Source organism: Corynebacterium sp. HMSC077G07 (assembly GCF_001809225.1).
In the GTDB taxonomy this organism is placed as follows: domain Bacteria; phylum Actinomycetota; class Actinomycetes; order Mycobacteriales; family Mycobacteriaceae; genus Corynebacterium; species Corynebacterium jeikeium_D.
In genome coordinates, this window is the sequence record NZ_KV796525.1 from 41,464 (window position 1) to 53,331 (window position 11,868).

Consider the following 11,868-nt stretch of genomic DNA (forward strand, 5'->3'; position numbering starts at 1 on the left):
CTAAAGACTGAACAGCTTTGAGCGCATAAAGGGTTCTTTCGCACTTAGATCCAACGCATGGCCGATTTCTTCGTCCCAATCCAATTCCGCATCCAACTCGATACGGAGTTTCGGATGAATCGGATGTGGAGTGACCACCCGAAACCCGGAGTCAAGAAGGGTTCGCGTACGAATCAAATCACCGGCGTTATGGTTAATCGCCGCCAACGAATCTGAAATACACGGCTTAGGATTTAGCTTTTCTTCAAGTTGCGCTTCGAAATCAGCGATTAGGTTCTCCGTACCGTCGTCAGGCGTTGGCGACGACGGCGTAAATGCCGACATAGAATCCGCCGTGCCACTGCAACCAAACGCTTCTACCGCTGAAATCCCGCGCAGCGCGAGCTTGTGCAGAGCGGTCACAATGAGCACGCGGAGCATGTCATCGTCAACCTCTAAAGCGTTGTAATGCAGACTCGTCAGCGCAATCGCATCCGGCGATATTGGTCCGGAAGGCATGGAAAATGTCGTCGGGCAGAAGCGTGGCGGAGCAAAGAGCAGCGTGCCGACGGTCTCAGGTTTCCCATCGATAAGTGATGCCGGTGGCTTTCGTCGTAGCGAATATCCGCACGGTCCCCAGGAAAGGTAGACGGTATTGAGCCATGCTTCCTTCTCCAAGCGCACCTGGGCGGCTAAATCAGGGCTTAAATCGCCATTTAAGAGGCTTTCACTAGCTCCGCCTGGCCGAGTAGGGGGTTGGCCGTCCGAATGCTTTAAATCACCGTTAGGCGCTTCATCCTCTTCTGGCGTGCTGGGGTCCAAATTAGGTTCGCGCGGCTCAGTCGAGAACTGGGGTAGGGCAGTTGCTGTACGGATATGCTCCATGCCCTGTTCCCAAAACAGGCTTAACATCGTCTCTGGATAGATTCCCTCGATGTCGGCCAGCGAAATTTTCTCGATGAATACTTCAGTCACAGTAACCGGGTTTACTCTTCGTCGAGATGCATCAGTGACATGATGCGATCAAAGTCCTCGAGGTTGCCGAATTCGATAACGATTTTGCCCTTACGCTTGCCCATCTGGGCAGTCACCTTCGTATCAAAAGAATTGGACAGGCGGTCAGCCCAATTGTGAAGGACCTCCGGCTGCGGAGTGGGCTCACGGTGCTGCTTTTTCGGTCGCTCGCCGGCATTGAGTAATGTCACTGCTTCTTCGGTCGCACGGACGGATAGTCCTTCAGCAACAATTCGCTCGGCGAGGCGCTGCTGTTCTTCCTTACCTGCCTTAACTCCAAGCAAGGCACGTGCGTGACCAGCCGACAGAACACCGACCGCTACTCGTCGCTGTACCTCCACCGGCAACTGCAAGAGTCGAATCATGTTGGTAATAACGGGCCGCGAGCGACCGATTCGATCCGCCAGCTCTGCCTGAGTTACACCAAACTCTTCGAGTAGCTGCTGGTACGCAGCGGCCTCTTCGAGTGGGTTCAGCTGAACGCGATGGATGTTCTCTAGTAGGGCATCGCGAAGCATGTCCTGGTTTGGAGTATCGCGAACGATGGCGGGAATCGTGTCGACCCCAGCTCGCTGAGAAGCACGCCAGCGACGTTCACCCATGATGATTTCAAACTCGGGTTGCGGCGCGTTCGGATCTTCCTTGCGCGCTGCCTCGAGTGCGGCCGCACGACTATCCTCAGAGATTGGTCGTACGATAATCGGCTGCAATAGACCGAACTCACGAATAGAGTGAGCGAGCTCATTTAGGGGCTCCTCATCGAAGACCTCTCGTGGCTGCTTCGGGTTCGGCGTGATCAGCTTCAAGTTGATCTCGCGATAGGTCGCGCCAAACTCGTTTGCGGCCGAAGCGTCAACATCGGTAGCCTCGGCGCTGCCATGGTCCGCTGCTCCCGACGTCGTCGAGGGCAATGTTTCACGTGAAACATCACTAGACTTACCAATAACCTTATCGTCACTGTGACGTTTCTGCGCCTCATTGGTATGAGGTTTGCTCTGGCCGGATTTTGCAGATTTTCCGGCGTTTTTGCCTTCAGTCAACGAGGTGCCGGATCCCGTCGCGGCTGCCCCCAGTACGTCGGCAACTCCGCTACTTCCAGGCTGCTTCGTCCCCTGGGTACGGCGGGGACCGAAGATAATATCCGCGGCACTCTCACCTACCGAGGGGTTAGCCGCCGGAGCAGTTGGGATCAGCGCGGCGATACCGCGACCGAGCCCTCCCTTGCGGTTCTCCTTTTTTTGATTCGACATCGGTAACTACTCCTAGTGGCTTTAATTTGTCTCAGTGGAATTGGACGGGGTAGGGGAGGAAGCTGGTTTTTGCCCAATCGCACTTCCACCCGGAACTGCGGAATAGTCGCCACGCGTTGCCAATTCCTTCGCGGCGTCAAGATAAGCAACTGCGCCCCGAGACCCTGGATCGTAGGAAATTACGGTCTGCGAATATCCCGGCGCCTCCGATACCTTCACGGATCGAGGGATGAGATTACGTAGCACAACCTCACCGAAGTAGTTACGAACCTCATTGGCAACTTCTTCCGAAAGCTTGGTGCGGCCATCGAACATAGTGAGCAGCACAGCAGAAATATGTAGCTCCGGATTGAGATGCTGACGAATCATCTGCACGTTATTCATCAGCTGAGTCACACCCTCCAAGGCGTAAAACTCACACTGAATCGGAATCAAAACCTCGTTGGCGGCAGTCATCGAATTCAGAGTCAACAGACCGAGCGAAGGAGGGCAGTCAATAATGAGAAAGTCAAAGCCGTTGTCAATCAGGTACTGATCTGACACTGCATCGAGAAGTCGGCGCTCACGGTTCAGGAGCGAGACCAGCTCAATCTCGGAGCCCGCCAAGTCCAACGTCGCTGGCACACAAAAGAGATTCTCAGATTCAGGGGAACGCTGGATGACATCGTCAATCTGTAGTTCGCCAATTAGAAGCTCATACGTCGACGGGGTCCCGGAAACATGCTCAATCCCCAGGGCCGTAGAAGCATTTCCCTGCGGGTCATTATCGATGACTAGCACCTTGAGACCATGCCGCGCGAGCGCCGACGCGATGTTGACTGCCGAAGTGGTCTTGCCCACGCCACCCTTCTGGTTGGCGATAGTAATACGGCGCGGGCGTTCGGGGCGTGGAAGCGATAAACGGTTCGGGGCCTTAACTTGCGCTGCCCGTTGAGCTGCCGCAGCGATGGGTGTGTCTTGCCAGGACTTCCGGCTCATTAACTATTCCCCTTACAAGCACAGCAATCACCAATCATGGCCACTGGAGTGCGAATAAAAACTTAGTAACTATCTGCAAAAGCGTAATCATCAAGCCCCAACAAGCGTTAGACGCCGACGATTGTGGAAATGTTTCACGTGAAACATCCACCTTGGCCGGTAGGACTTTGCCATACCGCGATACTTATCCCACTCTAGCCCGACGGCACTACGCGCCTCAATGTCGAAACCAAAACACAAGCGAACCGGCAGTGGAGTAGGGGAGGGGGACTTACAACCTACTTCTTCTGAATAATCACGGCGTACGTCGAAGTTCCCAACACGGAACCGCCAACCTCTACAACGCGGGGATTAGTTCCCTTCGCCTTGGCAATAAGCTTTGCGTCCCGATCAATCTCCTCTTGCGCAGTTCCACCCTTCAGTGCAACCATCGCGCCTCCGGATTTAACTAAAGGAAGCGACCAGCCCGCCAATTTCCCAAGAGGGGCAACAGCGCGAGAAGTGACGACATCTACTTGGCCAACCTCAGCGCGAACCACTTTCTCCTCAGCGCGGGCGCGAACCACGGTCACATTGTCCAGCTCGAGATCTTCCACAACTTCGTTCAAGAAAGTCGTACGGCGCAGCAATGGTTCTACAAGAACCACCTTCAAATCTGGTCGTGCAAGAGCAAGCGGAATCCCGGGCAAGCCTGCCCCCGAACCAATGTCCGCAACTACAAGCCCTTTGCCTATCGCTTCTCCAACTACCGCAGAATTGATAATGTGCCGATCCCACAGCTTTGGAGTTTCACGTGGCCCAATCAAACCTCGGACTGTAGCCTCCTCAGCCAACCATGAGTGGTAGCGGTATGCTCGATCGGCATTCCCTCCAAACACGGTATCTATCACCGAACGCAGATCCGCATCGACCAAACCTGCGGAGGCTTCTTGATTATCGACGTCTTTCGCGGAGTTACTCAACAGTTCCACTAACCTTTCCAATGGGGCAGCTGTGCCGTCACCCGTCGAGCTTTTCATTACCCCTAGTGTACGACAGTGCAACAGCGATGTTTCACGTGAAACATTGATCAAAGTTGGATGCCAAACTCCAGGCCCCGGAGAAAATTACATGCCTGTAATAACAGTGACGTTGTTTGCTCGATAGAGCACGAAGGCAAGCAAAAACGCCCCGCATCAACTGCGGGGCGTTTCGATTAATTAACTTATGTAGACGAAGGGCGATTCCACTTCAGCTATTTCTTTTTCCGCTTCCGGTTCTTCCGATTTGCGGGTTTCTGTCCTGGCGCTGGCTTCGAGGCTGGGCCCTGCTGTCCCTTCCCCGAATTACCATCCGGAAGATGGCTAGAAGCCTTGTTCGCTGCAGAGGCCTGACCGGACTGCGCCTGCTGCGCATTCTGCGCTGCCTGACGCTTGCCACCCTTCTTCGGATTGATTGGCTTCTGGCCAACCTTCGGAGCGAGCTTCTCCTGTGCCTCGCGCTTGGCAGCCTTCTTAGCTGCGACAGCTTCCTTCTCTTCCTCATCCAGCTTGCCGAAGATGTAGCGCTGCTGGAAGTAGGTCCAGACGTTGTTAGTCACCATGTAGACAAGAAGACCGATGTGCCAGAAAGCACCGGTAACAAGAATCATGATCGGGAAGAACCAAAGCATCATCTTGTTCATCATGTCCATCTGCTGACCCATAACGCCTTCCTGGCGCTTCACCAGACCGGCTTCCTGGCGGGCACGCGTGCGGTCAACAGACATGCGAGCGTTGAAGTGCGTTGCAAGTGCCGCAATAACAATCAGCGGAATGGCAACGATCATGATGTCCATGCGGGTGAAGTCCGCAGGCGTACCAGGCACAGTAAAGGCTGCGTATTGATCCTCGCCCATACCAACCGAACTGGACAGTGGAGCATTGAGCACACGAGCCAGCAGGAAGGACCGCACCTCATCTACACCGAAGACGTAGTTAGGCGTATTCCAGTTCTGCTCCACCGACATGCGAAGCGCATTGCCCGTCGTACCCGTTCGGTTGAACGAACGCAGCACGTGGAAAAGGCCAATCAACACAGGCATCTGAACCAGAATCGGCAAACAGCCGCCGAGCGGGTTGACACCCATTTCCTTCTGTAGCTGGCGCATAGCAAGAGCCTGAGCCTGCTGATCGTTCTTGTACTTCTCCTTGATGGCCTGCATCTCAGGAGCGAGCTGCTGCATCTTGATGGCAGAACGCTGCTGGTTCAGCATCGGCTTAAACAGGAGGATACGGATGGTGACCACAAGCAAAATAATGGCCAGCACCCAGGAGATACCCGAGGAGGGATCGAATAGGAAACCTGAGGCCTTATGCCAGAACCACAGGATGGCCGAAATCGGCACATACACGAAATTGAGCACGGTCTAAGATCACTCCGTTCTTTAGGGGACAGCGCACTCGCGCCTTCGTCTACAAAGCCCCGTCAAAGGCTAAGCATTACTAGAGGTTACCTGTGCATTCGCCTCAACCACGAACCCAGGCCGGGGAATGTGGCAGGAACTGGATCCCAGCCACCCGGATGCCAGGGTGCGCAACGGAAGATGCGCAAGAAAGTCAGCCACAGGCCACGAATAGCTCCGAAACGGCGCACAGCCTCAAGACCATATGCGGAGCACGTCGGTTCAAAACGACATGTGCTCGTGGGCTTCAGATTAGAGATACGACGGCGGTAGAAGAGAATCGCCCTCTCAGCCACACGTGCGCCGGGGGTCTGAGCGAGGGGGCCGTCGTCAAGCGAATTAGCGCCGACGTTCGTATGTGGCGAGTGCCGATTGCACATCGTGGGACAGCTCCTGGCTGGTGGCTGTGGCAGATGCAGGCAGCGCGCGAACGACAATGTCCATGGTGGACGGAAGATTCTGCGCGGCCGCGGCCATAACATGGCGGAGCCTGCGGGATACAGCGTGACGAGTCACGGCGTTGCCCACAGCTTTAGATACGACAAGACCGACACGCGGACCACCAAACCTGGCAATCTGCGTATCGGTCTTATCTTCACCGCCAGAAGCGGCGGTGTCACGAATATGCAAGACCAAGGTCTTGCGTCCGATTCGGCGTCCACGTCGTACGGTGACCGTGAAGTCACGCGAAGAACGCAGCTTATTGCTCTGAGGGAGCACCGAAATCGGTGTCCTCTTGCTTAAGCGGACAGGCGGGCACGGCCCTTGCTGCGGCGTGCTGCCACAACGGCGCGACCGGAACGGGTACGCATACGGGTACGGAAGCCGTGCACGCGTGCACGACGGCGGTTATTCGGCTGGAACGTCCGCTTCGACACGGTTGACACTCCTTGAAACTCAAACGACCACGAGTCCACGCTGAACACACCGCAGTAAACTCCTCGCTTCGAGTGCGAGGCAGCGATGCGTCTGACGCATTCCCGTGATGCACGGAAAAATTACTTACCGACAGATTGAAAGCTACATGCGTTCTGTCGGGTCCAAGCACAAGCTCGGACTCATATCTCAATGGATATGAAACACCCAGATAGGTTACGTCGAATCGAGCGAGAAATTCAAATCAACACGCCGGATTTACCTGGAGAATCATTTTCCAAGTTTTCCGACGGTACCGATGTTGACCTGTGGAAATACTGACCTATGCACTGCAATCCACAGGGTGTTTATCCCATTAGCTGTGGATAACTTCCACACCATGAATCACAGCGAGCAGGGGAAATAACGTGTTTACCTAGGTAAACGCAGACTAGGGGGCTATTTTTCATTGTGGGCAAACTGTGGATAAACTGTTAGTCAATTAGCGACAAGGTTTATCCACAGATGTGGACAAACATGTGGAAGTCCTGCTCGGGGCGTATAGCACCTTGTGTAGAAACACCCCACAGGGCGAATTACAAGAAATAGCCCCCAAATGGGCAGATATGGCACTCTCGCCATGCCAAAAACACTCCACAAAAACAGGTCGCCTCGATAAATTTGATGAACGTAAACATGTAAAAGGACATTCACACAGTGAGCGAACAACCAGAATTGCCAGGTGGACTCTGGGAGCAGGTCGTTTCTATCCTGACTTCACCAGAAGGTGCGCCGGAGTTGGGCATTGCACCACTACGCCCGCCACACAAGGCACTGCTGCGGTCAGTGACGCACACTGGTGACTTTCCAGGTTTTTTCCTGCTCAGCACTCAATCGCCAGTGGTGCAGGCGCTGGTAAAAGAAGAGCTCAAGGGCATTATCGAGGCCGTCTTAGCTTCGCTGACCGGCGAAGAGTTGGAAACGGTCATCACCGTTGCCGATCCTGCTGACGACGCTGAAGATAGCCAGGCAGCAGAGACCACTCAACCATCTGCACAGCACTCGGGGCAGATGCCATCTGCAGCTTCGCGTCCGCAGCAGGCTCAGCGTCAACAGCCAAACCAGCAGCACCAGCAGCAATCTGGCCGCAACTACCCGTTCCCCAGTGCAGATACGAACGACTTCAATCTCCACGAGCAGCACCAGGGATCGACGCAGACGCCACAGGTGTCGCAGACGCACCAGCCGAATGTCCATAATCAGCAGAGTGCCCAGTCACAACGCCGATCGATGGACGCCGTAGATTCGATGGCCCAGGGGCTTTCGCACTCATCTGCCGAGAATCCAATGACTATTGCTGATCAGCGCCAGGTCACAAGTCCTTTCCGCTCCGAGAGCCACGGCACTCCAACCGAGATGAGCATGCCTTTCGAGGAGCCCACCCTCAACCCGAACTACACCTTCGAGACCTTCGTTATTGGTCCGCAGAACAAATTCGCCGCCGCAGCCGCCGTCGCTGTTGCAGAGTCTCCGGGGCGCACCTACAACCCGCTGTTTATCTCCGGCGGTTCGGGTCTTGGCAAGACGCACCTGCTCCACGGCATTGGTCACTACGCCAAGCATTTGTACCCTAACCTGCGGGTTCGTTACGTTTCCTCGGAAGAGTTCACCAACGACTTCATTAATTCCGTGCGTGACGACGCCCAGGAATCCTTCAAGCGTCGCTACCGCGATTTGGACATGCTCATCATCGATGACATCCAGTTCTTGGAGGGCAAGGAAGGTACACAGGAAGAGTTCTTCCATACGTTCAATGCCCTGCACCAGTCCAATCACCAAATTGTGCTGTCGTCGGACCGCCCACCACGCGAGCTTAAGACCCTGGAGGATCGCCTTCGTACCCGCTTCCAGTGGGGGCTCAATCCGGATCTGCAATACCCGGACTTGGAGACGCGAATCGCAATTCTGTCGAAGAAGGCACAGCTGTCTGATTTGGTCGTTCCGCATGATGTACTCCAGTACATCGCGGAGAACACCTCGTCTTCTATTCGTGAGCTCGAGGGGCGTCTACTGCAGATTAGCGCTCACGCATCCATGATTCATGAGCCTGTGACCTTGAAGTTTGCGCAGGAGATCCTCGGTGCCGACGAAATCGAGGTGCAGATTACCCCGGAGATCATCATCTCCACCACGGCTGAGTACTTCGACCTAACGGTTGCGGATTTGGTGGGCCCGGGTAAGACTCGTCCGGTCGCTCATGCTCGCCAGATCGCGATGTACTTGACGAGGTCCTTCACTGAGCTTTCGTTGCCGTCGATTGGCCGGGAGTTCGGAAATCGTGACCATTCGACGGTTTTGCACGCTGAACGCAAGATTGTTAAGGAAATTCAGGAGAAAAAGCCCTCAAAGGACCAGGTCAACGACCTGACTACACGCATTCGTGACCGAGCTCGCGGCACGGCTTAAAATCCTTGGGTTCGGCGTGCGGAATTCTTGTTATTAACTGCGGTTTTTCCGTGCACAGAGCTGTGGACAACTCGTAAATTTTGTGGATGAAAGATGAAGCCCGAACACTATCCCCAGACACCCCAAGTTATCCACAGTTAGACGCACTGGTTATCCACAGCGCGAAATCAGTGAAGACCAGCGGGAATCATGTAATTTCACAATGTGCACACCCCCTATTACTACTCCCGACTTTAAAAATCTCTAGAAACTTCTAGATAAAAGGGGGCCTGCGCACAACCTCTGGCAAGCAACCTCTCGCGCACAACTTCATAAATGCCAAGAACGAATAAGAACTACGATTAAGCACTAGACGGACTACAAGAATCCCAGTGAGGTCTTTGGCAGTCTGCAGTAGAGTTGTACGATGGAATCTTTGTAACTCCAGTCATGTGCGCTGACATAGCGTGCTGACAACACAAAAGACGGCTAATAACAGACATCCAATACCGGTGGAGGAACGATGGAGCAGACCGAAGTCCGTATTCGCGCGGCTAAGGACGATCTCGCGGGTGCGGTGAGCTGGGTTGCTCGTAACCTGCCTGCACGCCCGACTCAGCCGATTCTGCGTGGCATGATTTTTCTCGCGGATGACAATGGTCTGCAGCTCGCTGGCTATGACTACGAGGTCTCGACTCAGATTCGTATTAGCGCAGAGGTCGATGAGCCCGGTCGCTTCGCCGTCAATGGCAAGTTGGTTTCTGACATTGTCTCTAAGCTGCCGAATAAGCAGGTAGAGATGCACTTTGATGGCACGAAGGTCATCGTTCGCTGTGGTTCTTCCCGCTTCGAGCTGCCAAGCCTGACCTTGGAGGATTACCCGCAGCTACCAGAAGCTCCGGCTGCTACCGGTACTGTCGATGCCGCTCTGCTGGCTGAGGCTATTGGTCAGGTCGCTATCGCTGCCGGCAAGGATGAGTCGCTGCCGATGCTGACCGGCATCCGGATGGAAACCGAAGGTAACGAGGTCACTCTCGCTGCCACCGACCGTTTCCGCCTGGCGGTTCGCAGTTTCGAGTGGGAGCAGATCCCGGAGGGGGAGACCAAGCTGCTCATCCCGGCAAAGACCTTCGCGGAGACTGCCCGCACCCTCGATACCACTTCCAGCGAGCCAGTGACCTTGGCATTCGGCGACGGATCCGATGATCGTGAGGTCGGCTCCGAAGGTCTGCTGGCTATCCTCGCCGATCCTCGTCGCACTACCACGCGATTGCTGGACGCCGAGTTCCCGAAGTTCCGTCCGCTGCTGCCGAAGCAGCATTCCTCCATGGCTGTTGCTCGTGTTGACCAGCTGCAGGATGCCATCCGTCGTGTGTCTCTGATGGCGGATCACGGTGCGCAGATTCGCATGGACTTCTCCGATGGCCAGGTTGTCCTTTCCGCTCATGGCGACGAGGTCGGTCACGCAGAAGAGACTGTGGCCTGCAACTTCTATGGGGAACCACTTCTGATCGCCTTCAACCCGCAGTACCTGCTCGAGGGGCTCAGCGCTGTTCGCTCCCACCGCGTTCTGCTGGGCTTTACGCAGCCGTCGCGTCCCGCGATTCTCATTCCAGAGCCGGAAGCTATCCCGGAGCTCGGTGAGGACGGCTTCTACCCAACGCCGGAGACCGACTTCACTTACCTGCTGATGCCTGTGCGCCTGCCGGGCTAGTCTGCGGCTATGCACATTCGGTATTTGTCCTTGCGGGACTTCCGCTCCTGGCCGGAGTTGGAAGTCGAGTTCACGCCTGGAATTACCGTATTTACCGGGCAAAATGGCTACGGCAAGACCAATATCGTCGAGGCCGTTGGGTATCTTTCCACGCTCGGTTCGCATCGAGTGTCTACGGATGCTCCGCTGGTTCGGTCGGGGACCCCGTCGGCACGCATTTCGGCGACGGCGGTCAATGATGGCCGCGAGCTGACGGCGCATCTGCTCATCAATCCGCATCGCTCGAATCAGGCGCAGATCAATCGCACGCGGCTGAAGTCTCCGCGGGAGCTGCTGGGGATCGTTAAGTCGGTCTTTTTCTCGCCCGAGGATCTCACGCTGGTCAAGGGCGAGCCCGCTTCCCGTCGCCGATACATCGATGATTTGCTCGCTTTACGACGGCCACTGTCCGCCGGTATCCGCATCCAATATGACAAGATTTTGCGTCAGAAGAATGCACTGCTGAAGTCGGCGGGCTCGACGCTGCGCCGTGGCTATTCTTCCTCGGAGGGGCAGGCCGCACTGAGCACGCTGGATACCTGGGATGCGCAATTGGCGCAGGTGGGAGCGGCGTTAATGGCTGCGCGTATGGATTTGATCGCCGAGCTTTCCGAGCATGTCAGCGAGGCCTATGCCACGCTTGCCCCGCACTCGCGCCCAGCCACGATTGCCTATGCGCCGAAGGTCGACAGCCTGGATGGCGGGCCATTGCCCAGCGAACCGGAGCTGCTCGAGGCACTGCTGCTGACGAAGATGGCGGAGCGCCGCACCGCGGAGATTGAGCGCGGTTCCTGTCTCGTTGGTCCGCATCGCGATGATCTCAACCTCATTCTCGGCAATGACCCCGCCAAGGGCTTCGCTAGCCACGGCGAGACCTGGTCTTTTGCACTCGCGCTGCGTCTCGGCGCGTACTTTTTGCTCCGTGCCGATGGGCCCGACCCGATCTTGGTGCTTGACGACGTGTTTGCGGAGCTCGACCGGCATCGTCGGGAAGCTCTCATGGAAATCGCGCAGCAGGCTGAGCAGGTGTTGATCACCTCGGCGGTGGGGGAGGAGTTGCCTCAGGCACTGGTCGAGGATTCTTCTGTCACTCATCACACGGTGACGGTGGCGCAGACTGAGCAGGGGCGAATCTCACTGCTGGATGAAAACCCAGTCGCGGAAGAGTGACG

General features: G+C 55.8%; 11 protein-coding genes. 3 read left to right on the forward strand and 8 right to left on the reverse strand.

All coding sequences use genetic code 11. From position 1 onward, the window contains the following. The 8 genes from HMPREF2562_RS02510 to rpmH all read right to left on the reverse strand — a co-directional run bounded on the left by HMPREF2562_RS02510 (position 1) and on the right by rpmH (position 6,521). Positions 1 to 954: a hypothetical protein gene (locus HMPREF2562_RS02510; RefSeq protein ID WP_016421732.1), complete on the reverse strand. Its 954-nt coding sequence runs from the start codon at positions 952 to 954 to the stop codon at positions 1 to 3. 11 nt (positions 955 to 965) lie between these two features. Further along, entirely contained in the window at positions 966 to 2,243 is a 1,278-nt protein-coding gene (locus HMPREF2562_RS02515) for a ParB/RepB/Spo0J family partition protein (protein ID WP_016421733.1), read from the reverse strand. Positions 2,244 to 2,264: 21 nt separating this feature from the next. Beyond that, positions 2,265 to 3,221, reverse strand: coding sequence for a ParA family protein (locus tag HMPREF2562_RS02520; protein ID WP_016421734.1), 957 nt, complete (start codon positions 3,219 to 3,221; stop codon positions 2,265 to 2,267). A gap of 278 nt (positions 3,222 to 3,499) precedes the next feature. Next, positions 3,500 to 4,135, reverse strand: coding sequence for a 16S rRNA (guanine(527)-N(7))-methyltransferase RsmG (gene rsmG / locus HMPREF2562_RS02525; protein ID WP_224784050.1), 636 nt, complete (start codon positions 4,133 to 4,135; stop codon positions 3,500 to 3,502). A gap of 320 nt (positions 4,136 to 4,455) precedes the next feature. Beyond that, entirely contained in the window at positions 4,456 to 5,604 is a 1,149-nt protein-coding gene (yidC, locus tag HMPREF2562_RS02530; protein ID WP_070549577.1) for a membrane protein insertase YidC, read from the reverse strand. Between the two features lie 86 nt (positions 5,605 to 5,690). Beyond that, the gene (gene yidD, locus HMPREF2562_RS10700) at positions 5,691 to 6,023 is read right to left on the reverse strand and encodes a membrane protein insertion efficiency factor YidD (RefSeq protein WP_080969543.1); all 333 of its coding nucleotides are present in this window, start codon (positions 6,021 to 6,023) and stop codon (positions 5,691 to 5,693) included. Beyond that, positions 5,983 to 6,363, reverse strand: coding sequence for a ribonuclease P protein component (gene rnpA, locus HMPREF2562_RS02535; RefSeq protein ID WP_049170110.1), 381 nt, complete (start codon positions 6,361 to 6,363; stop codon positions 5,983 to 5,985). Before rnpA ends, yidD begins: the two co-directional genes overlap by 41 nt. A 20-nt stretch (positions 6,364 to 6,383) precedes the next feature. Continuing rightward, complete coding sequence (gene rpmH, locus HMPREF2562_RS02540) at positions 6,384 to 6,521, reverse strand: 50S ribosomal protein L34 (protein WP_005511646.1); 138 nt, start codon at positions 6,519 to 6,521, stop codon at positions 6,384 to 6,386. 694 nt (positions 6,522 to 7,215) lie between these two features. Between rpmH and dnaA the strand changes: the two genes are divergently transcribed. The 3 genes from dnaA to recF all read left to right on the forward strand — a co-directional run bounded on the left by dnaA (position 7,216) and on the right by recF (position 11,866). Continuing rightward, entirely contained in the window at positions 7,216 to 8,964 is a 1,749-nt protein-coding gene (dnaA, locus tag HMPREF2562_RS02545; RefSeq protein ID WP_048731378.1) for a chromosomal replication initiator protein DnaA, read from the forward strand. A 502-nt stretch (positions 8,965 to 9,466) separates the two neighbouring features. Next, complete coding sequence (gene dnaN / locus HMPREF2562_RS02550; protein ID WP_048731377.1) at positions 9,467 to 10,657, forward strand: DNA polymerase III subunit beta; 1,191 nt, start codon at positions 9,467 to 9,469, stop codon at positions 10,655 to 10,657. Between the two features lie 9 nt (positions 10,658 to 10,666). Next, a complete protein-coding gene (recF, locus tag HMPREF2562_RS02555; RefSeq protein WP_070549578.1) occupies positions 10,667 to 11,866 on the forward strand; it encodes a DNA replication/repair protein RecF in 1,200 nt (399 codons plus the stop codon). Positions 11,867 to 11,868: the final 2 nt, after the last annotated feature.

Excerpts from the sequence above, each read along its gene's own strand:
- HMPREF2562_RS02515 (WP_016421733.1), bottom strand. The coding sequence starts at position 2,243 with ATGTCGAATCAAAAAAAGGAGAACCGCAAGGGAGGGCTCGGTCGCGGT.
- HMPREF2562_RS02520 (WP_016421734.1), bottom strand. The coding sequence starts at position 3,221 with ATGAGCCGGAAGTCCTGGCAAGACACACCCATCGCTGCGGCAGCTCAA.
- yidD (WP_080969543.1), bottom strand. The coding sequence starts at position 6,023 with ATGTGCAATCGGCACTCGCCACATACGAACGTCGGCGCTAATTCGCTT.
- dnaN (WP_048731377.1), top strand. The coding sequence starts at position 9,467 with ATGGAGCAGACCGAAGTCCGTATTCGCGCGGCTAAGGACGATCTCGCG.
- recF (WP_070549578.1), top strand. The coding sequence starts at position 10,667 with ATGCACATTCGGTATTTGTCCTTGCGGGACTTCCGCTCCTGGCCGGAG.